14 protein-coding genes and 1 tRNA gene are annotated in these 16,856 nt (G+C 69.4%); 3 read left to right on the top strand and 12 right to left on the bottom strand.

All coding sequences use genetic code 11. The annotated features are described in order from the left end of the window. Positions 1–589: 589 nt before the first annotated feature. From ACFVTX_RS09075 to ACFVTX_RS09065, 3 genes are all read left to right on the top strand, one after another. Positions 590–853: a hypothetical protein gene (locus ACFVTX_RS09075; RefSeq protein WP_386899268.1), complete on the top strand. Its 264-nt coding sequence runs from the start codon at positions 590–592 to the stop codon at positions 851–853. A 492-nt stretch (positions 854–1,345) separates the two neighbouring features. Next, positions 1,346–1,948, top strand: a complete 603-nt coding sequence (locus tag ACFVTX_RS09070) for a response regulator transcription factor (RefSeq protein WP_386899267.1) — start codon at positions 1,346–1,348, stop codon at positions 1,946–1,948. A gap of 55 nt (positions 1,949–2,003) precedes the next feature. Next, entirely contained in the window at positions 2,004–2,417 is a 414-nt protein-coding gene (locus tag ACFVTX_RS09065; RefSeq protein ID WP_386899266.1) for a DDE-type integrase/transposase/recombinase, read from the top strand. A 182-nt stretch (positions 2,418–2,599) separates the two neighbouring features. Here the strand turns inward: ACFVTX_RS09065 and ACFVTX_RS09060 are convergent. From ACFVTX_RS09060 to ACFVTX_RS09005, 12 genes are all read right to left on the bottom strand, one after another. After that, positions 2,600–2,673, bottom strand: a tRNA-Pro gene (locus ACFVTX_RS09060). 390 nt (positions 2,674–3,063) lie between these two features. Continuing rightward, positions 3,064–4,365, bottom strand: coding sequence for a UDP-glucose dehydrogenase family protein (locus ACFVTX_RS09055; protein WP_386899265.1), 1,302 nt, complete (start codon positions 4,363–4,365; stop codon positions 3,064–3,066). A 106-nt stretch (positions 4,366–4,471) separates the two neighbouring features. Further along, positions 4,472–5,584, bottom strand: coding sequence for a heparan-alpha-glucosaminide N-acetyltransferase domain-containing protein (locus tag ACFVTX_RS09050; RefSeq protein WP_386899264.1), 1,113 nt, complete (start codon positions 5,582–5,584; stop codon positions 4,472–4,474). Next, positions 5,581–6,432 (bottom strand): universal stress protein, encoded by an 852-nt coding sequence (locus ACFVTX_RS09045; RefSeq protein ID WP_386899263.1) that lies wholly within the window; start codon positions 6,430–6,432, stop codon positions 5,581–5,583. The genes ACFVTX_RS09050 and ACFVTX_RS09045 overlap by 4 nt, the downstream gene beginning before the upstream one ends. A 93-nt stretch (positions 6,433–6,525) precedes the next feature. Further along, complete coding sequence (locus tag ACFVTX_RS09040; RefSeq protein WP_386899262.1) at positions 6,526–7,140, bottom strand: thymidine kinase; 615 nt, start codon at positions 7,138–7,140, stop codon at positions 6,526–6,528. Beyond that, the gene (locus ACFVTX_RS09035; protein WP_386899261.1) at positions 7,141–7,824 is read right to left on the bottom strand and encodes a response regulator; all 684 of its coding nucleotides are present in this window, start codon (positions 7,822–7,824) and stop codon (positions 7,141–7,143) included. Beyond that, positions 7,811–8,944 (bottom strand): hypothetical protein, encoded by a 1,134-nt coding sequence (locus ACFVTX_RS09030; protein ID WP_386899260.1) that lies wholly within the window; start codon positions 8,942–8,944, stop codon positions 7,811–7,813. Before ACFVTX_RS09030 ends, ACFVTX_RS09035 begins: the two co-directional genes overlap by 14 nt. Further along, positions 8,941–10,266: a sensor histidine kinase gene (locus ACFVTX_RS09025; RefSeq protein ID WP_386899259.1), complete on the bottom strand. Its 1,326-nt coding sequence runs from the start codon at positions 10,264–10,266 to the stop codon at positions 8,941–8,943. The genes ACFVTX_RS09030 and ACFVTX_RS09025 overlap by 4 nt, the downstream gene beginning before the upstream one ends. 126 nt (positions 10,267–10,392) lie before the next feature. Next, positions 10,393–12,567, bottom strand: coding sequence for an intein-containing Rv2578c family radical SAM protein (locus ACFVTX_RS09020; protein WP_386899258.1), 2,175 nt, complete (start codon positions 12,565–12,567; stop codon positions 10,393–10,395). Between the two features lie 81 nt (positions 12,568–12,648). After that, on the bottom strand, positions 12,649–14,376 hold the full coding sequence (locus ACFVTX_RS09015; RefSeq protein ID WP_386899418.1) for an ATP-binding cassette domain-containing protein: 1,728 nt from the start codon (positions 14,374–14,376) through the stop codon (positions 12,649–12,651). A gap of 416 nt (positions 14,377–14,792) precedes the next feature. Next, positions 14,793–16,271 carry a malate:quinone oxidoreductase gene (locus tag ACFVTX_RS09010; protein WP_386899257.1) on the bottom strand — a complete coding sequence of 493 codons (1,479 nt, stop codon included), beginning with the start codon at positions 16,269–16,271 and terminating at the stop codon, positions 14,793–14,795. A gap of 96 nt (positions 16,272–16,367) precedes the next feature. Next, positions 16,368–16,808, bottom strand: a complete 441-nt coding sequence (locus ACFVTX_RS09005; RefSeq protein WP_386899256.1) for a VOC family protein — start codon at positions 16,806–16,808, stop codon at positions 16,368–16,370. Positions 16,809–16,856: the final 48 nt, after the last annotated feature.

The raw sequence follows: 16,856 nt of genomic DNA, 5'->3' as shown, positions 1-16,856 counted from the left end.
CGCAAGCCAGGACAGAGGAACACAGACTCCTCCGTCCACCGAGCCGCGCCCCACACGACTCCCGCCATCCCTCGGCCCGCGGACGAGCAGAACTGCGATCCGATCACTGATCAATCGCAAGTCGGCCGCGGAGCGCGCCTGTCCGTCGCCGAGTGGACTCTGGTGGTTCTTCTAGAGCGAAAGTACTTCGAAAACCACGCTGTTGACATGTGTCTTTGGGTGCACGGACGGCAAGCCTGCAGGTCGCCGGCGTTCAACTCACATCGGCAGATATCAGTTGCACCCCAAATCGCCATAGTGCGACCTTTGACACATGGCGTGCTCTGTTCACCGAATGGTGGAATCTCAGCAGCTTCTAAGAAGAAGCCTTTCGACTCGGAGCGTTGGAGACCTCGTGAACAGGAAAATTGTCAGCGGACTGGCAGCGGCAGGATTCGGGCTTGTACTCGCGATCGGCGGCGTCGTTGCGCCCGCTCAAGCGGCGACAACCTGGGACCCGTACTGTCAGGCACACGTCTACGACGGCGCCCCGTACGACACCAGCCTCACCCGCACAGCACAGTGTCGGATCCAAGGAGGCCCTGCCCGGATGACTTCGCAGGCCTTCACCTACACCGGCCCGGTAGACGGCATCATGGGGACCAACAGCTGGAAAGGCCTGCAGGCCTACCTCGCGGCTCACTACGACTACGGTGGCCCCATCGATGGCGTACCCGGAACCAACACCTTCAAGGCCATGCAGCGCTGGGCGAAGAGTGTCGGCGCGTACGGTGGCCTGATCGACGGTGACATGGGCTCGAACAGCTGGGCTGGGTTCAATCATGCGGTTCGTCTGGCTTTCTTCACTGACTGAGGCCGACAAGAGGTGCTTCTTCGGAACGTGGTACTTCCGAAGAAGCACCTCCCTCGGCAATCATTCGAATCGACGAGACTCTCATTCGGGACTGCTCAAGGATTGAGGGGTCCTGACCGTAGCGCTGGCGCGGTCTCGAATCGATGAGCATCTCGGTTCCAGCTGTACTGACCACGATCGTGAGTGATTCGGTCGATTGGGGCTCGCCTTCGATGCCGAGGCGGGCCCCGTCCAGGTTGTAGGGGTCGAGCCAGGCTGACAAGACCCTCGCGCTCCTCGTTCGAGGCCCATGCTCGGGAGATTTCCCACTTCCTCGGTCAGCTGGTGCTGCGCCGCTATCAAAAGCCGCTGATGTACGAGCGGTCAGGACGGTGGCCAAGGTCAATCCGCACGACGCAACGCACGTCACGTGAAGGACACGAGAAACATACCGGGCGACCGACTTTATCTGTTAGGCTGCGTCAGGAAGTCCAGCATGAAGGTTTACTACTTATGGAGGCACACCTGGCCGAACCTTTCCGCCGAGTTGGAATCGTCTCGAAGTGGAAACTCGTCGCGGAAACCCTCGAAACGGTGCTCGTAGAGCGCGCCCACGTACAGTCAGTCACGCTTGCCTTTGGTGTGACAGATCTTGCGTCGCGCATAGGTCCGACGCCACTCGATCTCTTGGTTTGGGTTCTTGATGCGGCGGATGCTCACGACCACCACAACTGGAATCTCCTGTCACAGCGCGCTTCCCCCCTCAAACTGCTTGGCCTCGTTGGAAGCAGATCGGTACCGAACGAGTTCCTTCCTCCGCGCCCGGGTACTGGAGCCTTACTGCCAACGACGATCGGAATGCGCGACTTCATTTGCGTCGCGAACGAATTGCTCGACGGAAACGAGATGGGCCGAGATCGCTCGGGGCTCTCGTCGCGACAGACACAGGTTCTTCGCATGGTGGCCTCTGGATTGACGAACTACCAGATTGGCACTCAACTCGGGATTCGCGAGGGCACCGTGAAACGGCATCTGTTCGAAGCGTACCGGGTGCTGAATGCTTCGTCGCGGCTTGATGCTGTCAATCGGGCTCGCCGAGCAGGCCTCGCGGTCTGATTGAGGTCGGTCCCCTCGGCGCAGGACGATCCACACTGCACTGAATCGTGGGGGCGTGGTGGTGGCCCGGTGCACGGTCGAGCGGTTGATGCGACAGACCGGGCAGCGAGGCACCCGCCGCGACAAGGCGACCCGCTCGATGCACGGCGACAGTGCGGAGATCGCCGAGCTTGCCGGTCTCGCCAAGCGCGCCTTCGTCGCGGGCGCCCCGAACCGGTTGTGGGTCGCGGACTTCACCGACATTCGCTCGCATTCCGGCTGGGTGTACGCGTCGTACATCCTCGACGTCTACTCACGGCGCGCGGTCGGTTGGCAGACCTCGACGAACATGCGCACCGACCTCGCCCTGGATGCCCTGGACATGGGCCTGGGAACGCCGCCGAGCCGGGCAAGACATCACCAGCCTGATCCATCACAGCGAGATGGGCGTGCAGTACCGTGCGATTCGCTACACCGAGCGGCTCACTGAAGCCGACGCCGTCGCATCCATCGGAACCACGGGCGATTCATATGAAAATGAAATGGCCGAAGCGTTCAACTCGCTCTTCAAAGCCGAACCATCCGCGACCCCGGCATGCGCCCCAAGGTCGGATGCTCTGAGCCTGCGGGAGTAAGTTGTAGGCCCGCCTCAGCGGGCCCTACAACCTACAGTCGGGGTGACAGGATTTGAACCTGCGACCTCGTCGTCCCGAACGACGCGCGCTACCAAGCTGCGCCACACCCCGCTGCCCTTTCGGGCCTCTACAACCATAGCCGATAAATAGAGCGCCAGAGACCACGGGCTGTTACCTCTCCCACCGGCGCCGCTCGACTGGATCGTCGGGCCGAAAAGGGGCGGCTGCTAGAGGATGCTCCGGCGCCTTCGACCTGCACGACGCCCGCGCCACCACGGCCTCGAAGGAAGGTCACCGACCGGGTCGTCGAAACTCGGTGCGATTCCATCGACCGGGACCGTTGGCGACTGTTATGACAATTCCCTCGCCGAAGCGATGAGCAACCTCTACAAGACCGAACTGATCCGTCAGCACGGACCATGGTGAACAGTCGAGCAGGTCGAGCTGGCACCCCTCGAGTACGTGTGGTGGTGGAATCGCACGTACGCCCGCACCGCGCCCCTAGGGGCGGCCGATCCCCCGGTACTCCCAGCCGGCCGCGCGCCAGGCTGCGGCGTCGAGCACATTGCGGCCGTCGATGATTCGCCTGCCCGCGACGAGGCGGGCGGTCTCGACGGGGTCGAGCGCACGGTACTCGCGCCATTCCGTGACGAGCATGACGAGATCGGCGCCGCGCAGGGCCTCGCTCGTCGAGCTGAGGTACTCGAGCTGCGGGTGCCGCGCACGGGCATTGCCGATGCCCTCGGGGTCGGTCGCGATGACGTCGGCGCCGAGGCCCTTGAGCTGCACCGCCACATCGAGCGCGGGCGAGTCGCGCACATCGTCGGACTCGGGTTTGAACGTCACTCCGAGCACGGCGATGCGCTTGCGGTGCACACTGCCGCCGAGCGCCGCGACGGCGAGGTCGACGGCGCGTCGCCGCTGTCGCAGGTTGATCGCGTCGACCTCGCGCAGGAATCCGAGGGCTTCGCCCTTGCCGAGCTCTTCGGCGCGTGCCGAGAAGGCGCGGATGTCTTTGGGGAGGCAGCCGCCGCCGAAACCGACGCCGGCGTTGAGGAACCGTCGACCGATTCGGGCGTCGTGGCCGATGGCGTCGGCGAGGGCGGTGACGTCGGCGCCCGTGGCATCCGCGATCTCGCTCATCGCGTTGATGAAGCTGATCTTCGTCGCGAGGAACGCGTTCGCGGCGACCTTCACGAGTTCGGCGGTCGCATAGTCGGTGACGATCCGCGGGGTGCCCGCCTCGATCGCGGCGCGGTAGACCCGATCGAGCACGGATGCGGCGTGGTCGTCGCCGACCCCGTAGACGAGCCGGTCGGGCTCGAGGGTGTCGCGCACGGCGAAGCCCTCCCGGAGGAACTCGGGGTTCCAGGCGAGGGCGGCGTGGGGCGCGCGTTCGGCGAGCCGCCCGGCGAGGCGCCCGGCCGTGCCGACCGGCACCGTGCTCTTGCCCACCACGAGTGAGCCATCGGCGAGGTGCGGGACGAGCGCATCGAACGCGGCATCGACATAGCGCAGGTCGGCGGCCTGCGTGTCGGCAGCCTGCGGGGTGCCGACCGCGAGGAAGTGCACCTCTGCGTCGGCGGCGTCGGCGATGTCGGTCGAGAAGCGCAGCCGCCCGGTCGCCGTCGCGGAGGTGAGGATCTCGGCGAGCCCGGGTTCGAAGAACGGTGGGCGCCCGCCCGCGAGCTCGGCGATCTTCGCCTCGTCCACGTCGATGCCGACGACGTGGTGGCCGAGTTCGGCCATCGCCGAGGCGTGCACCGCCCCGAGGTAGCCGCAGCCGATCACCGAGATGCGCATCGATCGTCCCTTTCGAACCGAGGAGTCCCATTCTCCCGCATGCGGCTCCGCGGATGCCGGGAGCACGCCCGCGCGACCGAGCGTTCATCGTGACGTCGGCGAGTGGTCATGCGGTCGGCGGCGTGCGATCGACCGGATCGAGACCACGCGTTCTGCTGCGCCCGCTCGCTGCACGCAGGAGTCGTTCGAGCGGGCCGCGGCCGAGATATCGCCGCCAGAACCAGGCGAACAGCATGCCGCCGACGATCAGCCCGACGGTCAGCTCCCACGAGTCATCGGTGATGAAGCCGCCTTCGACGCGCTTGGCAGCGGAGATGACGACGAGGTGCAGGGTGTAGATCGTGAGCGGCATCGCCCCCATGGCGATGACCGGCGACAGCACCCACCCGGCGACGCGGGTCACTGCGGGTCGTGCGAGCGCCGTCAGCAGGACCATCGCCGCGACGATCACGAGACCGAGACCGACGTTGCCGAGCGCGAGCGCCGAAGCGGAGACCGCGTGCTCGAAGACCGACGCCGTGGCATCCGACTCTGCGGGGAGCGCCCTCGTGAGCGGAAGCATGACCACCGCGGTCAGCGCCCCTGCGAGGGCGTATCGCGGCACCACTGACGGCTCGGACGCCCCGAGTCGCGCCAGCCCCAGACCGATCAGCATGACGGGCACCCACACGATCACGGGGTACGCGCCGGTGAGCGCCCAGTCGAGGACCAGCCCCCACTCGCCCCCGCGGGCGTCGACGAGCACGGGATCGTAGGCTGCGGCGGCTGCGAGCCCCGGCGTCACTGCGAGCAGGCCGGTGCCGAGCACGAGCGCGACGCGAGCCGGCACGAACAGCAGCGGCAGCATGAGGAGGAATGCGACGCCGTAGACGTCGAGGATGATGAACACGAGCGGGCGCAGCGTCGCCCCGATCACGAGGCCGAGCGCGATGAGGATGATCGCGCGGATCGCCAGTTGGCGGGAGATCGCGCCCCGACCCTCGGCGACCGGTCGGGTGCCGCCGGTGAGGAACCCGAGGCCGAAGCCGGCGGTGAGCGCGAACAGCAGTCGCGGGCGCTCGTCGGCGATCGCGAGGAGCTCGGCCGCCTCGGGCGTCGCGGCGGCGGGCGCGACATGGGCGACGAACATGCCGATGAGGGCGAGCCCGCGTGCCGCGTCGATGCCGTCGACCCGGGGTGCAGGACGGTCGCGCACGAGCACGCCCGGCGCGATCGTCACCGGACGACGGCCGTCGGTGCTTCGAGGCGGGCGAGCACTCCGTGGCTGACCGACCCGAGCAGGAACCGGGCGAGGGCGCCTCGACCATGGCTTCCGACGACGAGCAGTTCCGCCGACGCGGCGGCATCGGCCAATGTTCCGACGGGGTCGCCCGCGACGACCCGGCGCTCGATCTCGAGGCCTGGATGCGTCGACTCGAGGGGGGCGAGCGCCACGACGAGCACCTCCTCGGCCGCGCGCGCGAGGTCGTCGGTGGCGAATGCGGAGACTCCGTAGCCGTACTCCCCGCCGGCCATGAGCGCGAGATCCCACGCGTGGACGGCGATGAGCGGGCACCCGAGGCGCTCTGCCTCGCGCGCAGCGAACTCGAGCGCCCGAGCCCCGACGTCGGACCCGTCGACGCCGACGGCGACGCCGGATCGTGCGGAGACGTCGATGTCGGGCACGACGACGACGGGCGCGTGGCTGGCGGCCGCGATGCGCAGGCTGTTGACCCCCCGCACGCTCGGGCGCCTGCCGCCGTGCCAGTCGCTCGCGACCACGACCGACTCCGCGCCCCGCGAACGCACCTCGAACACCGAGACCGGCGAGCCCTGCTCGAGTTCGGTGATCACCTCGATCCCGGGGTCGACGGTGCGCACGACGTCGGCGGCCGTCGCGAGCGATCCGCGGGCCGCGTCGAGTATCGCGAGCAGGAGATCGGCGTCACCGCTCGCTTCGATCGCGTCGTCGACCACGTGCACGAGCCGCAGGCTCGCACCGTTCGCCGCTGCTCGCTCAGCCGCCCAGCGCACTGCAGAGAGACCGGCGCCGTGCGCGGCCCCGACTCCGACGACGATCTCGCTCATGCAGCGACCCCCTCCACACAATCTTCACGCGGATGGGTCCTCGGCACCAGCACCATTCACGCGGCCGCCCCGCGCCCGAGACGTCCGACCGGCTCAGTGCCGCCCGTTGAGCACGCCGCCCGACTCCTGCAGGTAGCAGACGCCGCAGAGCGACTCGTACTCGACCTCGACGCCGTCGATCGCGACCTGCTCGCCGTCGAAGATGAAACGCCCGTCGACACTGCGCCCGTTGAAGATCGCCTTGCGGCCGCACCGGCAGATCGTCTTCAGCTCCTCGAGCGAGTGCGACACCTCGAGCAGCCGCCTGCTGCCTGGGAACGCCACGGTCTGGAAGTCGGTGCGGATGCCGTACGCGAGCACCGGGATGCCGTCGATGAGGGCGATGCGCAGCAGGTCGTCGACCTGCTCGGAGGTGAGGAACTGCGCCTCGTCGACGAGCAGGCAGCTCACGTCGCGACCCGACTCCTCGACGACTCGCGTGCGATGCGACTGGAAGCGGTCCAGCACGGGGGCATCCGCCTCGATCACGAAATCGACCTCGCGCACGACACCGAGGCGCGACACGATGTCGTGGTCGCCCTTCGTGTCGACCGCAGGCTTCGCGAGGAGCACGCGATGGCCTCGCTCTTCGTAGTTGAATGCCGCCTGCAGCAGCGCCGTCGACTTGCCGGAGTTCATCGCTCCGTAACGGAAATACAGCTTCGCCATCTACTCGAGAAACCCGTCCTCCGCCGCACGCCGGATCAGCTCGGCCTTGCGGCTCGCCTGACGGCCGGCCTTCGCGTACTTCTCACGCACCCGCCGCAGATACGTCTTCGCGGTCTCGTACCCGACGTCCATGCGCTGGCCCACCTCGAGCGTGCTGAGGCCCTGTGCGTAGTACCGCAGGGCCTTCTCCTCGGCGGGACTCAGGTGCACTCCCGACATCGTCGCAACCGGCGCACCGACCCGGGACTCGTCGCCGCGGGAGGCGCCGAGACGGGAAACGGGGCGCGGCAGCCGTTCGCCGCGCATGACCCTGCGGGCGTAGTCGACGAGCACCTCGGCCGGCAGCGTCTTCGAGACGAAGCCGGCGGCACCCGCGGCCATGCAGCGCTCGCGCGACTCGTCGTCGTCGAGCGCGGTCACCACGATCACGCGGGCACCTGCCGCGCGGCAGGCCCGCACCCGCGCCTCGATCGAAACGCCGTCGGGCAGCTGGAGGTCCATCAGGACGAGGTCGACCGGGAACTCGGGGCTCCGCACGAGATCCATCCACGAGGTCGCTGCAACCACCACGTCGAACTCGGGCGCACCGTCGGCGAACCACCGCGCCAGACCGTCGACGATCAGGCTGTGGTCGTCGAGGATCGCGAGGCGGTACCGCGCGCCCGGCACATCAGTCGATGACATAACTCAACTCCACTCTTACATTCTCGCGCGTTATCGCCGATTCGGCACCCAACGAAACCGCACGGGCCACCGCGACGAACCGATCGATCTCCCGCTTCGCCGGCGGACGGCCCTCAGGGGCGGCCAGAATGAGGATCCGGCCCCCGTCGAGATCGGTCACGAGCGACACCGTGACCCGCTCGGAACGCGCGGGCTGGGCGAGCCAGGTGATGAGCGCGGTGAGCGCCGAACGCTGGTCGTCGTCGAGGAGATCCGCCGCACCGGCGGGGTCGTCGACGTAGGTCTCGCTGCCGCGCGCGAGCCGGAGGTTCGCCGCGAGATCGTCGAGCCAGGTCGACTCGAGGCCGGCGCGGAGCGCTCGACGCAGCTCCTCGGCGAGTTCGCGGGCCCGGTCGGCCTCGGCGACCGTGATGCGCTCGGCCGTCATCACCCCCGCGAGGAACGGCAGCACCTCGCGCCCGAGCACCGACACGCGGCTCTGCTGCACCGATCGGGCGATGCCCGCGCGCAACTCGGTGTCGCGGTGCAGCGCCGCGCGATTCGCCTCGCGCTGCCATGCGAGCGTCTCCGCGACGATCGCGTACGCATACCCGGCGGCCGCGGCCGCCAGCGCGATCACCGGCGCCGCGTTCACCGCCACGAGCGCGCCCACGGGCGCATCGGCGGCGATGTAGCTCGACGCCCCCACGACGAGGATCGACAGCACGATCGAGGCGAGCACGCCCGCGAGCGCGAGCGACACCCACGTGCAGTACGGAGCCACCGAGAGGATGAGCATGCCGATCACGACCGGGCCGAAATCGTCGTAGAGGTACTTGTTCGAGCCGACCGTGCTCATGTACTCGGCGATCGCCGCGCCCACGGCGAGCGTGACGACGAGCCACAGCCGCTCGGCGGTGAAGGGAGCCCGCGACGGCGCCGACGAGATCGCCGCGACCGCCCCGGCCGCGGCGACCAGGAGGATCGCGATGACGGCCGCGGCGGGAGACACCACCTCGCTGCGGTGCACCCACGTGAGCGCGACGGCACTGCCGACCGAGAGCGCGGCCCCGATCACCACGATCGGGGCCGCAGTGATTCCGCCGATCGGATCGGCCTCCTGCTGCGTCAGCCGCATCATGCGCCGCCCTCCGGCACGGTGAGCACGATCGTCGTGCCGATCCCCTTCGTCGACCACAGCCTGACGGCTCCGTCCTGCTGCTCGATGCGTGCACGAATGGAGGTGCGCAGGCCGATGCGGTCGTCGGGCACCTCGCTCTCGTCGAAACCGGCGCCGCTGTCCATCACGGCGATCGTCACCTCGCCGCCGCCGAGCCCGAGCGCGAGCTCCGCCTCAGCCACGCCCGCATGCCGGGCGACGTTGATGAGGCACTGCGCGACGGCGGCGTCGAGGGCCTCCGCGCGCACCGGCCCCAGCACCTGCAGGATCTCGGGGTCGCCCGTGACCCGCACCTCGAGACCCGCGTTCGCCGCGGCGGTGAACGACTGCACGAGCATCGACGCACCGGTGCGGTACGGTTCGACCGGTTCGGCGTTCGCCGCCGGCCCGGCCATGAGGCCGGTCGCGCTGCGGCGGGCGAACCGGCTCCGGCCTCGCGCCGACTGACGGCGACCCGCGTCGCCCGCGGTCTCGGCGACCCGGCCCGCGCTCCGCGCACCGTCGGCGGCCGGCTGGCCCGCGTGGTCGATCGCCCAGTCGCGACCGACGATGAGCCCGAGGTCCTGACGGATCCCGGCGCGCAGCCGCTCGTCGACGGCACCCGACCCTGCCGCGGCGATCGCGACGAGGTGGCTCAGCGCGGTGTCGTGCAGTCGCGCGGTCGCGCGCAGTTCGTAGTCGTGGCGGATGGCGAGTTCGCGGGTCTGCTGCCTCGCGCGGTGCAGTCCGGTCTCCTGGCGAGGGTCGGAGCGCCGTGAGATGCCGTCGAAGAGTCGGACGACGACGAGGATGCCGAATGCGGCGGCGGCCGCGGTGCTCGGCGCGTAGGCACCCCCGACGATCGCGACCCCGAGGAACGTGGCCGCCTCACCGAGCGCGTACCCGAGCGAGGCCCACACGATCGCGATGAGCGACCCGCTGCCTGCGCCGCCGATGAGCAGCAGCGCGATGCGCGGAAGGGCGAGCAGCGCATTGTTGGTCGTCGCGAAACCGATGGGCTCCATGACGAGCATCGTGTAGGCGAGGGTCGTCCCCGTGCCGACCACGAGGGCGACGACGGTGAGCGTGACCGTCGGGAACACGGCGGCCGCGCCGAGCGCGAGCGCCATGACTGCGGCGAGCCCCGCCCCGATCCACCCGCCGGGGTAGTCGCCGACTGCTGCGACGAGGAGGCTGACGACGATCGTGATCGTCAGGCACGCGAATGCGGCGCAGTGCCCTGCGAACGCGAGCGAGCGACTCAGACTGTCGCGGGCGAGGTGCCCCGGCAACCCCAGGCTCATCGTGAACCTCCACTCGCGAGCAGCGCCCGACCTTCGCGAGCCGATCGGACTCAGCGAATTATCTCAGTCCGGTGGCTTTCCGCGCATCTTCACGCACGGCGCGCGCACCCTTTCACGCAGTCCGCGTCAGAAGAGGGCGGCCGGGTCGGCGAGCGCACCGAGCTCGGCGGGCAGTTCGAGGGCCGGATGCCGCGGGCTCGCCGCGTCTCGCGAGCGCGCGCTCTGCGCGGCCCGGCCGGGTCTCACCCACCGCGTGTCCGCTTCGGGTGCGGTCGACCGGATTCCGCCGGTGACCGGGTCTTCGAAGCCCCGCTCGAGCCCGTGGGCGCGAATCAGCGGGTGGATGCGCTGCGCGAGCCAGCGGCGGTACTCCTTCGGGGCGTAGGCGTTGTTGCCGTAGTACATCGAACGGTACTTCGGCACGAGCTCAGGGTGCTCCCGCTCGAGCCATTGCATGAACCACGGTTTCACCGAACCGCGGAGGTGGAGCGCCGCGTAGAGCACGCTGGTGGCCCCCGCCGCCTTCACCTGGCGCAACGCCTCGTCGAGGTGCGCCCGCGTGTCGGTGAGGTACGGCAGCACCGGCATGAGGAACACCGCGCAGTCGAGCCCCGCCTCGCGCACCGCGGTGACGGTCGAGAGGCGCGCCTTGGTCGACGGAGTGCCGGGCTCGATCGACTGCTGCAGATCGTGGTCGTGCACGGCGATCGACATCGCGAGGTCGACGGGCACGTGCTCGGCGGCCGCCGCGATGAGCGGCAGGTCTCGGCGCAGCAGCGTGCCCTTCGTGAGGATGCTGAACGGGGTCCCGCTCGTCGCGAGCGCGTCGATGATGCCCGGCATGAGTTCGTAGCGACCCTCGGCGCGCTGATACGGGTCGGTGTTCGTGCCGAGCGCGACCGGCTCGTGCCGCCACGACGGGCGCACGAGCTCGCGCTTCAGCACCTCGGCGACGTTCACCTTCACGATGATCTGCCGATCGAAGTCGTCGCCCGCGTCGAGGTCGAGGTAGCTGTGCGTCGGCCGGGCGAAGCAATTGTGGCTGACGACCCCGTTCGCGATGAAGTCACCCGTCGACGTCGTGATGTCGAGCATCTCGAGCTCGACCCCGAGCGGCTCGATCGCGACGACCCCGAGGTCGGCCGTCGTCTTGACGGCGGCGCCGGCGAGCGCGAGCTTGCGGCTGATCGCAGGTTGGCTGATCGAGAAGAACCTGTTCCGTGCGTTGAGGCCTCCACGAACACGAATCACCGCGACGCCGTTGGCACGAGCCTTCTCACGAACATGAGGGATCTCGAACCGATCGAGAGCGAGCTCGATCATCGCGAGTATCGACTCGTCGGAGTTGCTGATCCGGAGCACTCCACGAGAGCAGCTGCCCTCCGCATCGAAGACGCCGCCGAGGTACCCCGCGAGCCACTCGTCGCTCGGCGACTCGGGCCAAGCGATCGCCCCGAGGATCGCCGAGTAGTCAGCGGCCTTCGACGTGCGGATCGCCGTGATCTCTCGACGCGTCGGCGTCTCAGGCGCGAACTGGAACGTCGTCGTATGGACTCCGATCGCATCGAGGTAGCGACGCGAACGGCTCAGCGCTTCCTCGTCCGCGAGCGCGAGCCGGAACCTGTGGGCGAGGTATGAACCTCCGCCCGCCCGGCCGTACGAACGACGCAGCATCATCGCGTCGCCGCGGATCATTCCGGTGAGGTACCCAGAGCGATACTCGGACGATTCGATCGACGGGGCTGCTCTCCTTCCTCTCTCGCCGAACCCGATCAACGAGTTGTTGAGTGTGAGGTGGGGGCGGCGCGCGCGGCCGATCATCGCGCCGGTCACATACTTCCAGCCGCGCTCCGTCAGGAACCGATGATCGCCGCTCGCGATGATCTCCGTGCCGTTCGCGAGCCGGACTCGATACGCGGATTTCGTCGTCGACCACTTCGCGAGCACAGTGGTCGGCACGTATCGCCGGAGATCGCCGACGACGCGCGTGCCCATGACCTCGTCACCGACCTCGATGGCCGACAAAGGCTTCGACCGACCGTCCGCGAGTGTGATCGACGTCGCAGGGTCCAGGCAGTAGACACAAGCATGGCTGCAGCCCCGGTAGGGGTTGATCGTCCACCCGAAGGGCATCATCGACTGGCCGGGCACCCGGTTGAGGGCCGACTTCGCGAGCACCTCGTGGAAGGTGACGCCCGCGAACTCGGGGGTCTGCACCGAACGCACGAGGTTGTTGAGCCGGGCGAGACCGGGCAGCGCGTCGACCTGGTCGACCCCCAGCTCCTGCCCGCTCCATCTCACCCTGACATTCGAACACATGTTCGAATCTCGCGCAAGCAGGGCGAGGGATGCCACGGGGCGTGCCCGTGGCATCCCGCCGCCCTACCCGACTGCGGCGGGCACCTCGGCGCCCGCGTGCAGCTCGAGCCGCTCCCCCGCCCAGCGGCGGCGCAGCCACCGGTCGTGGCTCGCGATGACGACCGCGCCGGGGTAGCCGCCGAGCGCCTCCTCGAGCTCGGTCGCGAGCGCGAGCGAGAGGTGGTTCGTCGGCTCGTCGAGGAGGAACACGTGCGGCGGCCGGGCGATCACGAGCGCGAGCGCGAGCCGGCGCTGCTGCCCGACCGAGAGCGCCCCGACCGGTCGGTCGAGATCGCGCGGTGCGATGAGCCCGAGGCCCGCGAGCGGCACCTGCTCGGCACGACGCTCGCCGAGCGCACGCTCGTAGAGCGCCCGCGGCGACGCCAGCGCGTCGGCGAAGCGGACGTCCTGTTCGAGCAGCTGCACCCGCAGGCCCTTGCGCCGCAGCACCGAACCGCCGTCGGCGGCGAGCCGGCCTGCGAGCACCCCGAGCAGGGTCGACTTGCCCGCGCCGTTCGCGCCCGTGACGAGCAGCCGAGCGAGCGGGCCGAGCCGGAGGCGGCCCAGCCGCAGGCGGCCCGCGACCTCGACGTCGTCGAACTGCACGAGCAACCCGCTCGACTCCTCGAGGGCGTGCGACCCGGACGGGATGCCCGCGAACTCGAGCGGAGCCGGGGGCTTCCGCACCTGCTCGCGTTCGAGCGTCGCGAGCCGGAGTTCGGCGTTGCGCACCCGGCGGGCGATCGAGCGCTCGACGTTCTCGCCCTTGAAGTACTTGAGGAACTTGTCGTTGTCGGTCGCCGCGCGACCGTGCGAGACGTTGCGCGCCGACCCCGAGACCGTCTCGCGGAGACGCCGGAGCTCCTGCTGCTCGTCCTCGTAGCGGCGCTGCCAGCGCGAGCGCTCGTCGGCCTTCACCCCGAGGAACTCGCTGAAGCCGCCGCCGAAGACCGTCGACGCCCCGTGCTGCCCCGGGTCGAGGTCGAGCAGTCCGGTCGCCACCCGGTCGAGGAACGCGCGGTCGTGGCTCGCGAACAGCACGGGACCCCGCCAGGCGCGCAGCCGGCCTTCGAGGAACTCGGCCGCAGCGTCGTCGAGGTGGTTCGTCGGCTCGTCGAGGAGCAATGCCTCGGGCGCCGACAGCAGCAGCGCCGCGAGCGCGAAGCGCGAACGCTGCCCGCCCGAGAGCTCGTCGATGCGGCGATCGAGTCCGAGCCCCGCCACACCGAGCCCGTCGAGCAGCTCGTCGCGTCGCGCCTCGGCCGTCCAGACCTCGGCGCGCTCGGCTGCGTCGAGGGCTGCTGCGTAGCGCGCGGACGCGGCGTCGGCGGCGATGCGGGCGTCGCCCGCGCCGCTCGCCCCGAGCGAGAGCCCGGCCGCCGCCTCGTCGAGCTCGCGCTCGATCGCACGCACCCCGGCGAGAGCGTGCTCGAGCACCCGGTCGATGCGCTCGTCGGGTGCGAACGGCACCTCCTGGAGGAGGAGCCCGGTTCGACGCGGTCGCGTGATGCGCCCGCCGACGATCGCCCCGTCGACGGATGCCCCGTTGAGAGGCTCGCCCGTCGTGGCATCCGCCCGCGCAGCTGCTGCGAGGACTCGCAGCAGCGTCGACTTGCCGACGCCGTTCTCGCCGATGAGGCCGATGCGTTCGCCCGGCGGCACGGCGAAGCCGAGGTCGGCGAAGACCCGGCGATCCGAGTACGCGACCGACAGGCCGTCGACGCGCAGATGGTCAGAGAAGGAAAGGTGCACAGCCAAGGGGGCCGCCTTCCGCGAAAGCCCCCGAACGGCCGCCGGATGCCACGGCGACGACGCGGTCCGACGGTGCACCGGCGGTGCCGGGGCGTCATCGGAGACAGCCCGGCCCGCGCAGTTCGCTGCGGATGCGGCGACCGTTCGGGAGCGGAATGAATCCCGCCGGGCATTGCCGGGCGTGGGTGCGCGCGAACGCTGTCGCGATCAGCACGGGTCGATCAGGACCGTGTGCACACCCGACGTCAACGGCGCCTCAGGCGCGGGACGAGGGGGTGTACTCACTTCATAGCGTGGACGACCATAGCAGGATGCCCCGCCGGTGTGCAAGCACGGGCGGGGCATCCGAGGCGAAACCGGTAATGGTCTCGAGACGCGTCGCGCTTCGCGCGGCGCTCCTCGACCGGCGGGAACGCTCAGGCCGTGAGGTCGAGCGCCTTCGCGGTCGCCGCGAGCGACGCGGCCGCGACGGGGGGGTCGCTCGAGAGCTCGGTGCCGTAGCTCGGGATCATCTCGCGGAGCTTCGGCTCCCACTCGGCCATGCGGTCGGGGAAGCAGCGCGACAGCACGTCGAGCATGATCGGCGCGGCCGTCGAGGCACCCGGCGAGGCGCCGAGCAGGCCCGCGATCGTGCCGTCGGCGCCCGTGATGACCTCGGTGCCGAACTGCAGGATGCCGCCCTTCTCAGGGTCCTTCTTCATGACCTGCACGCGCTGACCGGCGGTGATGAGCTCCCAGTCCTCGGTCTTCGCCGTGGGCATGAACTCCCGCAGCGCCTGCATCTTCTTCTCGCGGTTCGCCATGAGCTCGCCGACGAGGTACTTCACGAGATCGAAGTTCTTGAGGCCGACCTGGATCATCGGCCAGATGTTGTGCAGGCGGATCGAGAACGGCAGGTCGAACCACGTGCTCGTCTTCAGGAACTTCGGCGTGAAGCCCGCATACGGGCCGAAGAGCAGCGCCGTCTCGCCGTCGACGACGCGGGTGTCGAGGTGTGGCACCGACATCGGCGGAGCGCCCACGGCGGCCTTGCCGTACACCTTCGCCTGGTGCTGGGCGACGATCTTCGGGTCCGTGGTGCGCAGGAACTGGCCCGAGATCGGGAACCCGCCGAAGCCCTTGATCTCGGGGATGCCCGAGTGCTGCAGGAGGGCGAGCGCCCCGCCGCCGGCGCCGACGAACACGAAGCGCGCCCGCACCGTCTTCGGGGTGTTGCCGACGGTGTGGCGGAGCCGCAGCTTCCACGTGCCGTCCTTCTGGCGCTTGAGCCACGTGACGTGGTGGTTCGTCTGGATCGACGCGCCGCCGGCGGCCATGCCCTGCATGAGGTACTTGGTGAGCGCGCCGAAGTCGACGTCCGTGCCCGCGGCGATGCGGGTCGCGGCGACGCGCGCCTTCGGGTTGCGCTTCTTCGCGAGGAGCGGGGTCCACTCGGCGATGCGCTCGAGGTCCTCCGTGTACTCGAGGTCGGGGAAGAGCGCCTCGTCCTTCAGCGCGGCGACCCGCTTCTTCAGGTACTCGATGTTCGCCTTGCCCCGGACGAAGGTCATGTGCGGGGTCGAGTTGATGAAGTTGTGCGGCTCGGGCAGCACACCCTGCTCGACGAGGTACGCCCAGTACTGGCGGCTCACCTGGAACTGCTCGTTGATCGAGACGGCCTTCGCCGCGCTGACGGTGCCGTCGGCGTTCTCGGGCATGTAGTTGAGTTCGCAGAGCGCCGCGTGACCGGTGCCCGCGTTGTTCCACGCGTTCGACGACTCCTGCGCGACCTCGCCGAGACGCTCGTAGACGCGGATCGACCAGTCGGGCTGCAATTGGGAGATGAGGGAGCCGAGCGTCGCGCTCATGATGCCCCCGCCGATCAGAACGACGTCGACGGTTTCCTCTGAATTCACGGTCTCCAGTGTAGATGCGCTGCGAGGGTGCCCTTGACCGGGCCATTTCGGGATGCCACGCGCTCGCGCCGCCCGCTCGCCCGTGCTGTCGGGCGCTCAGCCCAGCTGCGGCAGGCCGCGCTCGTCGAGCGGCCAACCCGGATTGTGAGCGAGCTCCCAGAGATTGCCGTCGAGGTCGGCGACGTAGCCGCTGTACCCGCCCCACTCGGTCTCGGCCGCGGCCTTCGCGATCGAACCGCCGGCGAGCACCCAGTCGCCGACGGCGTCGTCGACCTCCTCGCGCGAGGCGAGGTTGATGGCGAGCGCGACCGCCCTGAAGCCGGGGGCGTTCGCGTGGAACGTCGGCAGCGCCGCGTCCTTCGCGAGCTCCGCCGTCTCCCAGAGGGCGACGACCCCGCCCGGGGTCGCGAAGAAGGTGATCTCGCCGGCGACCGAGGAACGCGCTTCGCGCCAACCGAGCCGGTGGTAGAACGCGGTGGCCGTTTCGACGTCGGCGACGCCGAGGGTCACGAGTGAGAACCGTTGCGGGATGCCCATGGGCCCGAGCGTACGCCTCACGGCCGACGCCGTCACGCGTCTGTTCAG

It is taken from the genome of Agromyces sp. NPDC058136 (assembly GCF_042884375.1).
Classification (GTDB): domain Bacteria; phylum Actinomycetota; class Actinomycetes; order Actinomycetales; family Microbacteriaceae; genus Agromyces.
This window is presented reverse-complemented; position numbering and strand designations above follow the sequence as displayed.